The 16,641-nt window shown below is 69.7% G+C and carries 13 protein-coding genes; 1 reads left to right on the top strand and 12 read right to left on the bottom strand.

Annotated elements, in window-relative coordinates:
* Window positions 1-68: 68 nt before the first annotated feature.
* The 10 genes from QHF83_RS20640 to QHF83_RS20595 all read right to left on the bottom strand — a co-directional run bounded on the left by QHF83_RS20640 (window position 69) and on the right by QHF83_RS20595 (window position 13,762).
* A complete protein-coding gene (locus tag QHF83_RS20640) occupies window positions 69-1,475 on the bottom strand; it encodes a hypothetical protein (RefSeq protein ID WP_282419593.1) in 1,407 nt (468 codons plus the stop codon).
* A gap of 51 nt (window positions 1,476-1,526) precedes the next feature.
* Window positions 1,527-1,850, bottom strand: a complete 324-nt coding sequence (locus QHF83_RS20635; protein ID WP_272421667.1) for a hypothetical protein — start codon at window positions 1,848-1,850, stop codon at window positions 1,527-1,529.
* Window positions 1,851-2,214: 364 nt separating this feature from the next.
* Window positions 2,215-4,677 (bottom strand): hypothetical protein, encoded by a 2,463-nt coding sequence (locus tag QHF83_RS20630; protein ID WP_282419592.1) that lies wholly within the window; start codon window positions 4,675-4,677, stop codon window positions 2,215-2,217.
* Window positions 4,678-4,740: 63 nt separating this feature from the next.
* Complete coding sequence (locus tag QHF83_RS20625; RefSeq protein WP_282419591.1) at window positions 4,741-6,600, bottom strand: hypothetical protein; 1,860 nt, start codon at window positions 6,598-6,600, stop codon at window positions 4,741-4,743.
* Window positions 6,597-8,306 (bottom strand): OmpA family protein, encoded by a 1,710-nt coding sequence (locus tag QHF83_RS20620; RefSeq protein ID WP_282419590.1) that lies wholly within the window; start codon window positions 8,304-8,306, stop codon window positions 6,597-6,599. The genes QHF83_RS20625 and QHF83_RS20620 overlap by 4 nt, the downstream gene beginning before the upstream one ends.
* 94 nt (window positions 8,307-8,400) lie before the next feature.
* Complete coding sequence (locus tag QHF83_RS20615; RefSeq protein WP_282419589.1) at window positions 8,401-10,209, bottom strand: IgGFc-binding protein; 1,809 nt, start codon at window positions 10,207-10,209, stop codon at window positions 8,401-8,403.
* Between the two features lie 443 nt (window positions 10,210-10,652).
* Window positions 10,653-10,823 carry a rubredoxin gene (rd, locus tag QHF83_RS20610; protein ID WP_282419588.1) on the bottom strand — a complete coding sequence of 57 codons (171 nt, stop codon included), beginning with the start codon at window positions 10,821-10,823 and terminating at the stop codon, window positions 10,653-10,655.
* 364 nt (window positions 10,824-11,187) lie between these two features.
* Window positions 11,188-12,348, bottom strand: coding sequence for a DegT/DnrJ/EryC1/StrS family aminotransferase (locus QHF83_RS20605; protein WP_282419587.1), 1,161 nt, complete (start codon window positions 12,346-12,348; stop codon window positions 11,188-11,190).
* Window positions 12,349-12,360: 12 nt separating this feature from the next.
* Window positions 12,361-13,362 carry a GDP-mannose 4,6-dehydratase gene (locus QHF83_RS20600; RefSeq protein ID WP_282419637.1) on the bottom strand — a complete coding sequence of 334 codons (1,002 nt, stop codon included), beginning with the start codon at window positions 13,360-13,362 and terminating at the stop codon, window positions 12,361-12,363.
* Window positions 13,363-13,378: 16 nt separating this feature from the next.
* A complete protein-coding gene (locus tag QHF83_RS20595) occupies window positions 13,379-13,762 on the bottom strand; it encodes a hypothetical protein (RefSeq protein ID WP_282419586.1) in 384 nt (127 codons plus the stop codon).
* A gap of 222 nt (window positions 13,763-13,984) precedes the next feature.
* Here QHF83_RS20595 and QHF83_RS20590 point away from each other — a divergent pair, with 222 nt between their 5' ends.
* Complete coding sequence (locus tag QHF83_RS20590) at window positions 13,985-14,809, top strand: endonuclease/exonuclease/phosphatase family protein (RefSeq protein WP_282419585.1); 825 nt, start codon at window positions 13,985-13,987, stop codon at window positions 14,807-14,809.
* Between the two features lie 133 nt (window positions 14,810-14,942).
* Here QHF83_RS20590 and QHF83_RS20585 read toward each other — a convergent pair whose 3' ends face one another.
* Both QHF83_RS20585 and mazG read right to left on the bottom strand, forming a co-directional pair.
* Entirely contained in the window at window positions 14,943-15,728 is a 786-nt protein-coding gene (locus tag QHF83_RS20585) for an enoyl-CoA hydratase (protein ID WP_282419584.1), read from the bottom strand.
* 5 nt (window positions 15,729-15,733) lie between these two features.
* The gene (gene mazG / locus QHF83_RS20580; RefSeq protein WP_281312212.1) at window positions 15,734-16,579 is read right to left on the bottom strand and encodes a nucleoside triphosphate pyrophosphohydrolase; all 846 of its coding nucleotides are present in this window, start codon (window positions 16,577-16,579) and stop codon (window positions 15,734-15,736) included.
* Window positions 16,580-16,641 lie beyond the last annotated feature (62 nt).

The raw sequence follows: 16,641 nt of genomic DNA, 5'->3' as shown, positions 1-16,641 counted from the left end.
ACTCTCGTATTCCTGCGTCCTCCTCCCTAGCTCCAGGGCGCTCGCGGCGTTTCTCGACAGCCTGCTGGTCATTCCACACGAAATCGGGGATCCTGCCGGATTTCGCGAATCCGCTCGCGCGCCCAGGGTTCGTCCGGGCCGATGTCGGCCGAGTCGCCGCCCGCGCCGATCGAGATCGTCCGGCCGCCCTCCACGTCGAGATTGCAGAGCCCCTCGCCCCAGAGGATCGCGGCTTCGATCGGCCGGCGCTCGGCGCGTGGCCGGGCCGGGCCTAGCACCACGTCGAAGAGCTGGCCGAGGTCGTGTTTCGCGCCGCCGCCGCAGAAACGCGGGGCGCTCTTCGGCACGTGCTGGCCGAGCTCGCCGAGCAGAAAGGGCAAACCGAGGCTCCGGGCGATCGTGAGGTCATGGTCGAGCTTCCACGTCGCGCGGGCGAACGCCGGATCCTCGTTCGAAGGCGCGACGGTCGTGTACACGTGCGCCGTCCAGACGATCCGCGCGCGGAGGGAGGCGGGCAGCGCCTCGATCCACGCGCGCTGAAAGGACACGTAGGACGCCTCGTGCCCGCGCAGGTCGCCGAGCAGGATCGGATGCGGAAAACGCTCGCCGAGCAGGCGGAGCGCGGGATGGACGAATTCGTTCACCCAGGCGGAGGCCTCGGGCCCGTCCCAGGTGCCGCGCGCGACGTTCCGGAACGTGTCGAGCTCGTTGACGAGCTCGAAGGCCAGGATCGCGGGATCTCGAGCGATCGCGGGCCTCGCGGCGAAGGCCTCGATGCGCTCGGCGAGGGTGCTCGCGCCTTTTTCTTTCCAGCCGCCTTCCAGATAAAAACGTCGCGCGAAGAAGGGGCTCTTCGGGTCCTGATCGTCGAGCGAGCGCGTGCTGTCCGGGGCGCCGTAGCCGGCCTGGTGGTTCTGCAGCGTGACGATGAAACGCAGAGGTCGCTCGCGGCGCGCGTTTTCGTCGAGCAGGAGCGCGAGCATGTCGGCCGCGTGCTCGATCTCGGTCGGCGAGCCCGTTTGCTTCAGCGAACCCCACAGGCGCACGACGGGCGCGCCGCTCCGGGCGACGGCGTCGAGCGCGATGCAGGCGACGCGGCGGCGATCGAGCTCGGTCGGCCCTCCCTCGTAGAGGAGTTTGTCGAGAAGATCGAACAGGTGCGTCCCGACGAACCGCAGTCGGACGGATCGACCGGCGAAGTCCTGCTCCATGTGCCCGACCGCGCCGGGTTTGGCAGGAACGACCCGCGCCAATCCGTCCGGGCGCGGCCAAACCTCGGAGATTCCGATCGTCTCCGGGCAGGCCGGATGCGGACGCGGCGCCTCCGGGGAAGGCGGATCCGCGCGCAGCTCCGGAGCGGGCGGCGTATCCGGAAGCGGCGCCGAATTCGTGAGCGACGCGGGCAGGACAGCGTCGGGACGTGACGGCGCGTCACATGCGGCGACAATGAAAAAGAATGTCAGAAAAAGGCGCATGGCGGGACCGAGGAGGCCCGGCGTCCTCGATGAAAAGCCCACCACCCGAAATCACGAAAATAAAGTGGGGAGAAACTGCTGCATTTGCTTGGCCTGGGCCTCGGCGCGCGCGCGGCAGGCCTCGAGGCGGGCGCGCAGTGGGCCGTCGGCGTCCCGGGCGCCGCGGCGAAAGACCTCGGCCGCGCGCTCGTGCGTGAGCTTGAGCAAAGGTGCGAGGCTCTTCTGATCGACGCGCATCGGAGCGTCGAGGAGCACGATGCACGCTTCGGCCGCATCCCGCAGATCCGATGCGTCGAGGGCGTCGGCGACCGGGAGAAGCTCGACGAGCGACTGCTTGAGGGTGTCTCGCCCGCCTTTGGGTATCGCGCTGGACATGAGGATGGGTCCAGGATAGCGGAGGAATTCGGTTCGGCCATCCGGGGCGTTATTTGTCGCGATGCGGCACACGCGTCTCCAAGGCGCCCCGCCTCGAAGCGCCAAGATCGTGCCGCAGGGGGTGCAACCCGGACGGGTGATTTCGATGAGACCGGCACCCCGGGGTTCTCTGGCTCCGGGTGTCTCGACAAACGCAAAACGAGCGAGAGGCGCGATCGGTGCGCCCCTCGCTCGCGAGAGCAGCAGCGTCCCCCCCGAGCCGCTGCCTGCTCTCCTGCCCGATCCTACCCCGCGTACGGCAAAAAGCCCCACGTCCGGAGAGCAATCCCCTGTGGGGATGTCGGTTTTCGGGGAGACGAAAATCCTAGCTGGAATGGGCCGAGGCGCCCTGGGGCAGATCCATCTCGGGCACGGTCGGGCGTTCGCTGATCGGCGTGACGCGATCGCCGGGCAGAGGCTCGGGGCGCGGCGCCGCGAGCCGGGTCGGTCGCCGCGCCGCAGGGACGAGCGCAGCAGCGAGCAGCACGGAGGCGCCTCCGCAGAGCACGGCGGCGCTGTAGCCGAGGCGGAGCGCGAGCAGGGCGCCGCCGAAGAGCGCGAACGCGGCGAACGCTCCAGCGACGGCCATCGCGAGGGGCAACGCGCGATCGGCGATCGAGGACGCGATGCGCACGCCGAGCGCGAGGAGCGCGCCGAGGCTGAGGCCGATCACGCCGAGGATCGCCACGGCGACGCCGATGCGCGCCGGCAGCGTGAGCCCGAGGGCCAAGCCGAGCGCCGGATCGAGGCCCATCGCGAGGGGCGCGAGGACGAACACGAGCACGAGCGACCAGCGCTGCGCCGCGCCCCGCGCGCCCACGTCCCCGGGCCGATGCCCGAGTCCGAAGCCCACGCCGAGCGCGAGCAAGAAGACGAGCGGCAGCACGAGCGCCACGAGATCCGCACGGCCCACGACCACGCCGAGCCGCGCGATCAGCGCCCCGCCGAGGAGCGAGACGCCCGCCGCGGAGAAACCGAGCGCGAGCGCCGCGCGCAGGATCGATCCGCGCGAAGCACCGTCGAGCGCCCGCCGCGATACCACGAGCGGCCCGAGCAGCGCGAGGAACGCCACGAGCGCCGTCACCACGAGGCCGGCGGCGATCGTCAAGAGCCCTCGCTGGTTCTCCTTCAGCCCACGCACGTCGAGCAGCGTCTTCTTCAGGTTGCCCGGCGCGACCGTGGAGAACCAGAAGGGACGATCGTCCGTCGGCGGCCGGAGATCCGTGCCCTGCTGCGCCGAGAGCTCGACCGGATCGGCGCCTTCGACGAGCAAGCGACGGACGTTCCCTTTCGGCGCCTCCGCCATGAGCAGCTCGGCGTACTTGTGCCGCCGGCAGTGCGACCGGAGGTTCGTGATCTCCTCGGCGTGGAGCGGCGTGCGCTTGACGAGCAGCGAGGTGATCTTGTCCTTCGTGCAGCCGAAGAGGTGCGTCGCGGGTGCCTTGGCGCCCGTGTCGCGCAGCGCGCGCGTCGCGAGCGCGACGAGCCGATCTGCCTCCATCTCGGGCCGCGAGAGCGTCACGGTGCCCTCGGGCACGACCGCGAGCAGCAGCTCCCGCACGGCCTGCGTCGTGAAGAGCGGGCTCGGCGTGGCCGCGACGGCGCCGACCGGCGAAGGCGAGAAGGCATCGACGTACCCGACGACGATGCCGCGATAAGGCACAGGCGGGCGCCTCACGTACGCGCGGGGCCCCTCGACCGCGACCCGGATCTCGGGTTTGTCGTAGAGCTCTCCGCTCCACGCGCGCGACTCGCCGCGCATGATCTCGTGCACGATGGCCGGGTCCGGCTCGACCGCGTAGATCTCTTTCTGGTTTTGCCGGAGCGCGGACCGGAGCCCGCGCCCGCCGGCCGATCCCACGACGAGCACGGGCCCCTTGTCCTTGTGGAGGACGTAGCCGAGCTCGTCCGGCGAGGCCGGCGGCATCTGCTTGCCGTCGTAGATCGGCGTGCCCATCGTGCCGTCAGCGCGCAGCCACGCGGCGCCCGCCGAGGGTTTGTCCACGGTGAGCAGGGCGCGATTCGTCCAGCGCTGGAAGGAGACGCGCTCGATCTGGATCCACCGGATGGCCGCGAGCTTGAGGTACGGCGCGCCGATCTCGCCCGCGAGGAGCACCGAGCAGCCGAGCACGAACGTGGTGACGACGCCGAGGTGCACCCGCGGCGGCTCCGCTTCACCGGACGAACGCTCGCCCTCGGTCTCGACGAACTCACGCCGCGCCGCGACCGCGAACAGCGCGGCCGCGAGGCTCGCCGCGATCGCCGCGCCGAGCCCCACCCGCGCAGGCCCGAACCGCAAGACGAACGCCGCCACGACGACGCCACACGCCGCGCCGAGGAGCCCACTCTTGCCGACGTCGGCCACGCGCCGCCGCGCCACGCCGAGGACGCCCGTGAGCGTCACGCCCGCGAGGAGGAACGGCAGGAGCGAGGTGCCGAGAAAGATCGCGAGCTGGCCGAGCGCCGCGCGATCGAAGGTGTCCACCGAGCGAGCGCGTACCCCGACCACGACCGAGACGGCCATCGCGCCCGCGGAAAGCGCGGCGAAATGCGCGACCGGTGCAGCGCTGCGAGGAGGCTTCCCGATGCCCCGCACGACCGAGCCGACGAGCGCCCCGAGGCCGAGCCCGAGCGGCAGGAGCGCGAGCCACACGAGCTCGAAGTGAGGCCCGAGCAAGGCGGAGAACAGCCGCACGAGCGCGATCGAGAGCACCACGAACGCGGCGAGGTAAAGCGCGATCCCCCCGGCGAGGGCCCTCGACTGGCTGACCGACATTGCGAAGGACATCGTCTAGCACGGGTCGAAGCTCCTTGACCCGCCGAATCTCTCGCGGCCTTTCGCTCGCTTCCCTCAGCGTTCTTTGCCGAGCGGCGAGAGCGGCCACGGGCGCAGGAGGGGTACGGCCGCCGTCGGGCCGCTCTGCCTGAGCGCGCGGGCGCACTCGTCGACGAGCAGGCGCCGCGGCCCGAACGCCGTCCCGTTCGCGGCATCGGCATCCATGAGCCGCGTGGGCGTGTCGCGGCCGAAGTCGTCGGGGTGGCCGGGATCATCGAGCAGCACGTGGCCGAGCTCGTGCGCGAGGGCGAAGCTCGCGCGGTCGGCCCGGAGCGCGGCGCGATCCGTGATGAGCACGTTGCGCACCGCGCCGCCGTCGGCGCCGATGAAGCTCTCGCCGATGCGGCCGCTGCCCGCGAAATTCGGGACCACGATCACCTCGATCGTCGACGGATCCCCGTCGTCGAGCGCCTTGATGAGCGCGCGCTCCTCGACCGTGCCCGCGATCGCGTCGATGTCGTTGAAGTGCTGCAGCCCGTCCTCGAGCTCGACGCGCCCGATGCACGCCGTGAGCAGCGCGTCCGTGCTGACCGGCCCCGACGCGGGCGGCTCGACGAGCGCAGGCTCGCCGCTCTTGCGCCGCACGAGCACGTCGGAGCTACCACGCGCGCCCGCCGCGATCGTCGCGTTGTCCGAGACGCGGGCCACGAAGCCCGACGAGGCGATCGCCGTCGCGAGGACGCGCGCCGCGCCCGCGGGCGTCGTGCCCTTCTCGAGCGTCACCGCGATCTCGCGCCCGTCCACGCGCACGCGCACCTTGCCGCCGCCTGCCGCGGGCAAGCCATGATCACAGCCGAGCGCCACGAGGTGCGGGCGCGGCGGATCCACGATCGTGATCTCCGTCTCGGCGGGCGGCCCGAAGCTCACGCCACACGCGCCCCAGAGCGTGCTCGCCTGCGCCACGTCCGCGCGCGCGAGCGCCAGCGCGCCCGCGTCGTCCCCGCCCACGGGCGGCGGCCCGCCCGATCGCGGACGCACGAGGAACACGCGCAGCACGCCGCGATAGCGCACGAGTGGCCCGAGCGGCGATACGCGCGGACCTGCGACGCGCAGGCCTCCGAGCTTGCGCGGCTCGCTGATCAGCGCGACCTCCACCGCGCCGCCGAGCTCCGCGCGCACCGATCGATCCCGCACCGTCGGGTGGTTCCGATCGATCTCGTCCGGCACCACGCGGATGGGCGCGGTCGAGGCGCATGCGAGCGACGCGCCCACGCCGTCGGGACATGGAACCGCGCCGAGCATCAAGGGCTCGAGTCGATCGACGATCGCGCCCGACGGCGCGCGGCCCGTCACGCGCACGACCGGCGGCAGATCGTCCGCCGTGGCCACGACGACGAACCGCACCGCGTCGGGGTTCGTGCTCTTCGCGTACGGATCCGCCGGCAGCCGCTCGGGCGGCGTGCGCTCGAGCGAAGCGTGCGAGCGCGCCGGATCCACGAACCGGCCCTGCCCATCGATCGGCCGCACGTCGATCGCCGCGATCGTACGCGTTCGTCCGAACGCCTTCACCTCGCCGCGCCCCGGCCGCACGGCCTGCAGCGCGACACGCTTCGCGCCCACGGGGATCACGCTCCCCGCGAACGGCCGCCCATCCACGAGCAGGCGCGCCACGTCGCCGCGGACCTCGATCGTTCGATCCTTGCCCTTCGGCAGCGCGAGCTCGAACAGATCCGTGGACGGCGCGACGACGTCCTGCTCGGCGTCGGGCCGACCATCGACGTCGTCGTCGTCGCGATCGACGCCGAGCACGATCCGATCGTCGGCCTGCGCCGCGGGCAGGTTCTCCGGGCTCCCCTGCCCCGCGGTCGCGAGGACGATCCCGAGGACGAGCGCGCGCCCGAAGGGCCTTCCGCGCTCGCCCCGGGCGAGGCTCACCGCCCCTCGATCGCCTGCGTGACGATGTGGAACTCGACGCGACGGTTGCGCGCCTGCCCCTCGGCCGTCGCGTTGCTCGCGACCGGCTTACGCGCGCCAAGGCCCTTCGATTGGAGCCGGTTCGCCGCGATGCCACCCTTGTTGATCAGGTAGTCGCGCACGGCCGCGGCGCGGCTCGCCGAGAGCTTGTCGTTGTACTCGGGCTTGCCGACGTCGTCGGTGTGGCCTTCGACGCTGACGAGCTTGATCTCGGGGTTCGCCTTGAGCAGGCGCACGACCTCGTCGAGGATCGGGTAGCTCTTCGGCAGGATCACGTTGCTGTCGAACTCGAACTCGACCTGCTTCGTGATCTGAATCTCGCTCGATCCGCTGATGCGGCGAATGAACTGCGGGCACCCTTCCTTCTCGGGATCGTCGCCGCGAATGCCCGGCTCCTTCGGGCACTTGTCCTCGACGTCGGGCACCGTGTCCTGATCGGCGTCGTCCTCGGGGCAGCCGTCGCGATCGTCGATGCCGTCCTTGTCCTCGGGGACGGCCGGACACTTGTCGACGTTGTCGGGGATGCCGTCCTTGTCGAGATCGGACATCGTCGGGCAGCCGTCGTCGGGGTTCGGCGGCGCCTTGTCTTCCTTGTCGACGGGGCACATGTCGACGAGGTCCGGGAAGCCGTCCTTGTCCGTGTCGACGTCGTCGCGGAACTGGTAACGCGCCGAGCCCGCGCCGACCTCGGTGTCCTTGAGCTGGAAGGCGCCGCCGACGACGGCGACGATGCGCATGTCGGGCGCGTAGCCGCCCGTGAGGCGCGAGCCGATCGAGAGGCCCGCCCACGAGATCTTCTTCGCGTCGAGCGCCATGCGACCCGAGAGCGACCACTCGAGCGGCGAGGCGTCGAGCTCGCCGAGCGTCTCGGGGAGCATGCCCACGGAGCCGAAGATCTCGGCCCCGATGCGCAGACGATCTTGCATGAGCGGCACGTAGCCGCCGACGCCGTACGTGAGCTCGCGACCGACCGTGAGCTCGTGCAGCTTCGCGGTGGGCCGGATGGCGAAGCCCGCGTTCACCGCGATGAAAAACTTCTTCGCGTCGTACTCGGTGGCGAGGCCGACGCTGCCCCACGTCTCCTTGTCACCGCCGAAGGAGAACTCGTCGCCGGTCGGCAAGAACGCCGACGCGCGCAGGCCGAGCTTGAAGGACTTGTCCTCCGTGCGGAACACGATGAAGCGGCCGTCGAGCCGCAGATCCATCGGCGCGAAGACTTGCATGTTGACGTTCTGGTTGAGCCCGACGGCCGAGTTGCCCGTGGGGTTGCCGCTCTGGTAGAGCGCGAGCGGCAGCGTCACTTGCACCGCGCCGCGCTCGAGGATCTCGGCGCCGGCCGTGATGTACGCCGCGAGTTGATTCGCGACGGGCGGGCCTTGGAGCGTCTCGGCCTTGTTGAGGTTGTCGACGTGGTTGTCGACACGCAGCGGGTTCAGCGAGAAGCCGAGCCCGAACTGGCCGTAGAGGCGCGTCTGGCCGATATCGGGCCGCCAGATCGCGAGGCCGTCGGCTGGCGCGCCGCCGATCTGCAGCCGGTCGAGGTAAAACGTCTTGTCCTGCGCGTGCGCCGCGAGCGGCACGAGCAAGGTCGCAAGGAGGGTGGCGCCGGGCAGGAGGGTCTTCTTCGCCCGCAATGCCCATGCGGGTCCCGTATGTCGTCGAACCATCACGCGATGTCCTCTGTATCATTGTCCCGGCCAGACCGGGTGGCCGTTGCGCGCCTTCATCGTGCGCACAAGGCCACCCCGACGTCATGGACGGTCACTTCGGCGTCGGCGGGACGACGATCTCGTTGATGGGCAGGAATCCGGCGCCCGCCGGATAGGCGTACGAGACGCGGAGCGTCTGCTGCGTCGTGCCCCAGCCCCACACCGTGGCGCCGAAAGGCTGCGTGCTCGACATCTCCTGCGGCCCGTTCGTGCAGCCGTCGACGCCCTGGAAATCACCCTTCACGAGGTCCACGCGGGTGTACTCGTAGTCGCCGATGGCCTGCCACCCGTCGAGTTCGCCCTTGCACTTCAGCGTGACGGGGGCAAACTCGCCGGTTACCTTCGACTTGACACGCACCACGACGAGGCTCGTCTCCGGGTACGTCGGGTCCGTGAAGAGCACGTACCGCCGCAGGAACTGCTGCGGCGGCACCACGTTCACCCAGTCCGGATCGCCGACGGCCGCGAACGGCGCGCCGCCCGTCATGTAGGCGCCCAGGTAGAACGGGTGCTGCACGTCCTGGCTGCGCACGACGAACGGCCCTGGATCGTCGAACTCGAGGACCTGGCCCTGGTTGATCGTCGTGGGCGCGCCCGCGGGCTTCGTGGGCGTCCAGGTGAGGGACGTCCCGTCGACCGCGCCGACGAGCCGCCACCGCGACGACTCCTCCGACCCGCTCGACCGGCTCTTGTACCGCACGGCCACGTATTCGTTGCCGAGCGCGCGCACCGGCGCGAGCTGCTGCTGGCCCGAATCGCAATCGTCTTGCATCGCCGGCACGTTCATGCATTTCGACGCGCCGAACACGGCGATCGGCTTGTCCGAGGCGATGGGGCTGCCCGTGAGCTCCTCGGGCTGCGTGATCTGCAGGAACTGGCCCGCGTTCAGCATGTAGTCGACGGGCTTGTTCACCTCGGACGCGGGGATGCCGCCGCCGCCGACGACCGCCACGTTCGGCAGGAGCGTGACCTTCGTGTTGTCCTCATGCGCGAGGATCGCCATCGAGGGCCAGGCGTCGGCGAAGATCTCGCTCGCCTTGTACGCGTTGATCGCGAGATAGTTGGTGTCCCAAGCACTCGTCGGGAGCAGCAGCGTGGCCGAAGTGACGTACGCCTGACCGCCGCCGTACGGTGAGATCTGGTAGGCCACGACGGGGTAGTCCGTGGTGATGTGGAAGGCGTCGCCCTTGCCCGTGTCGATCACGCCGGTCTCGAGGTTCAGCGCCGCGGGCTTCGGGCAGTCGACGACGCTCGCGCCCTGCGACTTGCGCGACAGGAACAGGATCGCCACCTGCCCCACGTCGATCCCCGTCGCCGCGTTGTAGGCGTCGTACTGGATCGTGCCGTTCGCGCCGATGCTCGGGATGTACGCGAACGTCGACGGATCGAGCGTCGAGCCCTTGCGCGAGACCTCGAGGTGCACCGGCTTCGACCAGGTATTCGCCACGAATGCGGCGAAACAGGCGCCGTCCGCCTGCGGGCGGAGCGCCGTCTTCAGCGCCCAGTAATCGCAGCCGTACGAGCTCTTCGACTCCTCGGCGGCCTGGCAGGGGTTGTCGATGCACTTCGCATTCGCGCAGCCCTGGTCCGAGGTGCATTGCTGCTTGACCTGACCATAACAATCGACGACCGCCGTGAGATCGTTCGAGCACGTGTCATCGCAGCCGACACCGCTGTCGGTGTCGATGATGACGCCGCCGGAGCCGCCGTCGCCCCCCGTTCCGCCGGGTCCTCCAGGCCCCGTGCCCTGGCCCGACGCTTGCGGGTCCGTATACGAATCGGTGCACGCGGCATACGCCGTGGCGGCGAGGAGCGCCGAGATCGCGAGCGAGAAGCTCGAAGCCCAGCTGGACTTTTTCACGCAAACCTCCCTTTCCGGCAATGGGTCACGAGGGTACCACGATCAGCAGGCTTCGGTACGGGGACAAACCCCGACTTCCTCCGCGTCTTCCCGGACGAACACCCTCGCGGAGACAGGCTCCGCGCGGAACACGCGCAGCGAGGCCGGATCCATACGTCCATTCGAATGCGCCGTTCCTTTCCGTAGCAGCCCACTTCCTCTGGGCTGCTCGCCTGCTCGACGAACGACCAGCCTCGACCAGCCTTCATCGGCAGCACCGACGAGGGGCGTCGGTGGTGTATCCTCTATAACCTTTAGATGGTAAGTAACGAGCCGATCCTAGCCGACGTGGAAAAGTCCCGTCAAGGTCCGCCTCGCGGCCGCCTCGCCGGGATCTTGCCACGCATGAACGCGTGTGCCCGCACGCCCAGAGCGCACGAGCCGGCCGATGACGTTATCGCAGTTCAATCGTCCATCGGCTCGAAATCGGCCTTCGAGGCTCCGCATTCAGGGCAATACCAGTCGGCCGGGATGTCCTCGAACGCCGTGCCCGGCGCGACGCCGGTGTCCGGATCGCCGATCGCCGGATCGTAGACGTGGGAGCACACGAGGCAGCGGTATTTCCTATTCTTCATCGCATCGTCCCTCGGGAAGGGGGCCCTTATATCCTCGACCCGCCTCGAAGGGTAGCCTCGTAGAAGCCGAAGTTCGTCCACGAGCAAAGCGAAAGGTGCGCGGCGGCAACGTCAATTGCACGACGCTGGAAGAGCGCGGAACCTTCGGATCCCAACGAACGATCCGCATCGTCATCAGCAACACGCTCCACTGGCGGCTCATCCTCCGGATGCATGCGCCTCCCTCGCGGTCGTGTTCGCGGGGCGCTGGATCTGCACCTCGCCGACGCGCTGCTCGGCGTGCGGCAGGTTCCTCGAGGACCCGTTCCCCACGAGTCCGAACGCGCTGCCGCTCATGAGCGTGTTGCGACCCCGGGAGCTTCGTTCAGCCCGGAAAAACCTCTCGCAGCGACGCGTCGAGCGCCGCGCACACCTCGTCGACCTGCGCGTCGGTCATGCGCGGGTAGAGCGGGAGCGTGAGCTCGCGCGGGGCGAACGCGTCCGTGCGCGCGAGGCCCTCCCGACGCACGCGATCGCTTCCGCCGTGGAAGGAGAAGCCGTGGATCGGCGGGTAATGCACGCTCGTCTGGATGCCGCGCGCCTTCATGGCGGCCATCACGGCCTCGCGCGGCGCGCCCTCGGGCAGGAGCACGGGCATGATGTGGTAGGCGCTCTCCCCCACCCCGCGCGCCTCGAAATCGCGGAACGGGATGCTCACGCGCTCGATCGCGGCGAGGCGCTCGCGGTACCGCATCACGACCGCGCGGCGCATGCGGTTGCCCTCGGCGAGACGGCCGAGCTGCACGAGGCCGATCGCGCTGCGGATCTCGTCGATGCGGTAATTCTGGCCCGCGAGGACCACGTCGTAGGAGAACGCGTGCCCCTTGTGGCGATCGAGCGTGAGGGTCGTCATCCCGTGCGAACGCAGGAGCTTGCAGCGCTGCCTGAGCTCGTCGGTGCGCGCGGCGACCGCGCCGCCCTCGCCCGTCGAGAGGTTCTTGTTCGAGAAGAAGCTGTAGCAACCGACGTCGCCGATCGTCCCGAGCGCGCGGCCCTTCCAGGTCGCGAGCGGCGCGTGCGCCGCGTCCTCGATCACCGCGACGCCGTGCCGCTCGGCGATCGCGAGGATCGCGTCCATGTCGCACGGGTAGCCGGCGTAATGCACGACCGCGATCGCCTTCGTCCGCTTCGTGATCTTCCGCTCGACGTCCGCGGGATCGATCGTGAGATCGTCCGGCCCGACGATGTCGGCGAGCACGACGTCCGCGCCGGTCGTGAGCGCGGCGTTCGCCGTCGCCACGAACGTGAGGCTCGGGCAGATCACCTCGTCGCCGGGGCCCACGCCCACGGCGAGGTACGCGAGGTGCAGCGCCGCCGTGCAGTTCGTCATGGCGAGCACGCCCGTCGTGCCGAACGCCTCGCCGAGCGCGCGTTCGAAGGCCTGCGTGCGCTCGCCCATCGTGAGCCAGCCGGAGGCCACGACGTCGGCCGCGGCCTGGGTCTCTTCAGGGCCAAAATGAAGGTCGCAGAGGGGGATCTTCCACATGCTCGGATCCGATCAGATCGCGTACTCGTCCGGCCGATAATCGGCGATGCGCTCGAGGACGTACGCCCACGTCTTCTGGAGGCCCTCTTCGAGGGTCACGCGCGGCTCGTATCCGACGAGCTCCTTGGCCTTGCGGCAATCGGCGAGCAAGAGCTCGACCTCGCTCGCGTCGGGCCGCACGCGCGCGTCGTCCGTCTCGAGGCGCGCCGGTTTGCCGGAGACCTCGAAGATGAGCTCGGCGAGCTCGCCCATGGAGATCGTCCGGCCGCTGCCCACGTTGATGACCTGCCCGAGGGCGCGATCACTCGCGCCGACCGCGAGGAAGCCCGCCACCGTGTCGTCGACGAAGTTGAGGTCGCGCTTCGGCCGCGTGCTGCCCACGCGCACGACGTCGCGCCCGGCGGCGAGCTGCTTCATCACGCTCGGGATGAACGCGCGCGACGACTGGCGCGGGCCGTACGTGTTGAAGGGGCGGATCGTTGCGACGGGCGTGCCGAACGAGAGGAAATAACTCTCGGCGAGCTTGTCCGCGCCGATCTTCGTGGCCGAGTAAGGCGACTGCCCCGTGAGCGGGTGCGCCTCGTCGATCGGCGCATACCGCGCCGATCCGTACGTCTCGCTCGTCGACGTGTGCACGACGCGGGCGCCGTGCTCGCGCGCGGCTTCGAGCACGTTCAACGTGCCCGACACGTTCGTCGCGACGTACTGGTGCGGGGCGACGTACGAGTAGGGGATCCCGATGAGCGCGGCGAGGTGGAAGACCACGTCCGCGCCCCGCACGAGCTTGCGCACGCAGGCGTCGTCCTCGACGTTGCCGAGGACGATCTCCACATTCGCGAGCACGCTCGCGGGGACGCGATCGAGGTGGCCACGCTGCGAGCTCGACGTGTAGCGGACGAGCGCGCGTACGTTCGCGCCCTCGCGCACGAGGGCCTCCACGAGGTGGCTCCCGATGAAGCCCCCCGCGCCGGTCACGACCACGCGCTTGCCTGCGTAAAACGAGCTCGCTTCCATCACGGATCCTGGTTCCTCACTTGAGGATGATGTCGCCGGCCGGCGCGCCCGCGCCTTCGGGCGTGCCCTTGTGGCGGTGCACGCAGAGGCCCTGCTTGCAGTAGCTGTCGGGCGTCGGCGAGTCGCACTTGAGCTGAGGCTCCTCGCACTGGCCCTTCTTGTAGTTCTCGGCCATCGGCTTGATCGTGTCGAGCGTCTGGCCGTTCACGGGCTTGGCGCAGCCCGGCCACTCGCTCTGCTTGCAGTCTGCGTCGACGTTGCAGTGCTGCGCCTTGTTGAGGAGGTCGAAGGCCTCCCCGCGGATCTTGTCGCACTCCTTCGGGTCCATCTTGCTCGAACACCCGAGCGACGAGAAAAGGGCCAAGAAGGCCAGGGCTCCCAGGGTCACGACACGCTTCATCGCCTCCGTCCTTTCCCTCCGACGCTTGGGGCTGCGCTCGGACGAGCCGAGCTACGCCCCAAACCCCGTCCGAGCGCCTTGCTACCACGGCTCGGCGCGCCCGTCTCGGTCGGCCACGGAGGCCGCGCCCGCGCGCGCGCTCGGAGTCCGAAAAAATTACGCCACGCGACGCCTCCTCGGCCGCTCGCCTGAGCCGCCATCGTGGCGTAGCCCGAGAGGAGCATGGAACGGCTGCGCGTCCTCACGCTCAACATCTGGAACAAGAAGGGTCCCTGGGAGCGGCGGCTCGAGCTCATCCGCGAGGGCATCCGCCGCCTCTCGCCGGACGTCATCGGGCTGCAAGAGGTCATCTTCTACAACGATCGCACGCAGGCCGACGAGATCCGCGAAGGCTTCGGCTACGAAGCCGCCTTCGGGATGGCGCACGATCTCGGCGACGGCATGCACTTCGGCAACGCCGTGCTCTCGCGCTTCCCGATCGAAAAGCGCGTCGTGCACCCGCTGCCCACGGCCGGCGACGAGGAGCGGCGCGCGCTCCTCCACGCGAAGATCCGCACGCCCGCGGGGACGCTGCCGTTTTTCGTGACGCACCTGAACTGGAAGTTCCACGACGGCGTGGCGCGCGAGTCCCAGGTCGTCTCCATCGCCGAGTACGTGATGCACGAGACCCCGATCGGCGCGGATCTTCCGGCCGTGCTCGTGGGCGACTTCAACGCGGTGCCGCACTCGGCCGAGATGCGCTTCTTGCTCGGGCTCCAGTCGCTCGGGGGCAAGAGCGTGCACTTCACCGACTGCTTCGAGCACCTCGGCGCGCTCCCGGGCTACACGTTCGACTCGGAGAGGAACCCGTACGCCGCGCTGACGCACGAGTTCCCGCGGCGCATCGACTACATCCTCGTGCGCGGACCCGAGCTCGGCACGGGCCGCGGTAAGCCGCTCTCGGCCGAGGTGGTGATGACCGAGAACCACGACGGCGTCGCAGCCTCCGATCATTACGGCGTGTTCGCGGAGATCAACGTGCAGGAGCTCGGGCGGCGCTTCCACTAGGAGGTGCGTTCGAGGCGCCTCGCCGGGGTTTCACCCCGGGCCCGACCAGGGGCTCTTCGCCCCTGGACCCGAACCAGGGCGCAGCCCTGGACCTCGGGTGCATCGACCGCGGTGCGGTCGATGCAAGGCCCGATCATTTGCCCTGGAACGAAGGATCGCGCTTTTCCATCCAGGCGAGCACGCCTTCCATGCAGTCGGCCGATTGCAGGAGCTTCACCTGCCCGGCCTTCTCGCGATCGAGCGCCTCGTCGATGGTGCTGCCGAGGCTCAGGCGAACGGAGCGCTTGATCTCGGCGTACGCGAGCGGCGGTCCCTTCGCGAGGCGCCCGGCGAGCTTCATCGTCTCCGCGCGGAGCTCGGCCGAAGGGTGCACGTGGTTCGCGAGGCCGAGCGAGAGCGCGTGATCGGCCGAGATGCGATCGCCCGTCAGCATGATCTCCATCGCGCGCCCGAGGCCGACGAGGCGCGGCAGCCAGAAAGATCCGCCGCCGTCCGGCATGAGCCCGATCTTCACGAAGCGCTCCTCCAGGTAGGCGTCCTGGCCGAGCATCCGGAGATCACACGCCAGCGCGAGATCGCAGCCGAAGCCCACGGCCGGGCCCTCGACCATCGCGACGAACGGCTTCGGCGCGTTCACGATGGCGCGAATGATCCCGTGGTAGCGATCCATGATCGCGTCGAAGCCGCCCGCGGCCTGCAGGCTGCCCATCGCGCTCTTGAGATCGGCGCCCGCGCAGAACGCGCCGCCCGCGCCCGTGAGGACCACCGCGCGCACCGACGCGTCTTCGCCGAGCCGCGGCAACGTCTCGAGGAGCGCGCCGAGGAGCTCGTTGTCGAGCGCGTTCTTCGCCCGGGGCCGGTTCAACGTGACGACGGCGACGGGGCCTTCGTGCTCGACCAAAAGGACCTGTTCGGACATGCGCTTTACCTACCCGATTTCTTGGACTCCTCCCAGTAGACGTCGAGCTCCTCGAGCGTGAGGTGATCCTCCCCGCCCGGATCGGGCCAGCCGCCATGGCGCTCGCGAACGCGGGCTTCGACGTGGTCGAAGCGGCGCGTGAACTTGTCGATCGTGCGGCGCAGCGCGCTCTCGGCGTCCACGTTCACGTGCCGCGCGAGGTTCACCAGCGCGAAGAGCGCGTCCCCGAGCTCCGCCTCGATCGCCCCCGTGTCGCCCGTCGCGATGGCCTCGTCGAGCTCGCGGATCTCCTCGGCCACCTTGGCTCGTGATCCCGCGACGTCCGGCCAGTCGAAGCCCACGCGCGCGACCTTCTCGCCGATGCGCTGCGCCCGCACGAGCGCCGGCAAGCTGCGCGGCACGCCCGACAAGATCCCCTGCTCGGGCTTGTCCGCGCGCTCCTTCGCCTTGATGAGCTCCCAGTTGCGCAGGACCTCGTCCGCGCCCTCGACCGTCATGTCCGCGAAGACGTGCGGATGCCGTCGCACGAGCTTCTCGCAGATCGCGGCGACCACGTCGTCCGGACCAAACGCTCCCTCCGCGCGCCCGAGCTCCGCCTGGAACACGACCTGCAGCAAGAGGTCTCCGAGCTCGCCGCGCAGCTCTTGGCGATCGCCCGCGTCGATCGCGTCGATCACCTCGCACGCCTCTTCGAGCACGTACTTGCGCAGCGTCTCGAACGATTGCTTTCTGTCCCAGGGGCAGCCGTCCGGCGCGAGCAGGCGTTGCATGAGCTCGACGAGGCGGGGGAAGGTCTGACCGCGCTGCTCCTCGAGCGGGGGCACGACGACGGGATCAAATGGCCTGGCCATGACGAACCCGTAGCACGCGGGGCCCGCGCGGTCCGTCCTCCTATCCCGCCCACGCGCTCCCG

This window comes from Polyangium sp. 15x6 (genome assembly GCF_029960785.1).
Classification (GTDB): domain Bacteria; phylum Myxococcota_A; class Polyangia; order Polyangiales; family Polyangiaceae; genus Polyangium.
This window is presented reverse-complemented; position numbering and strand designations above follow the sequence as displayed.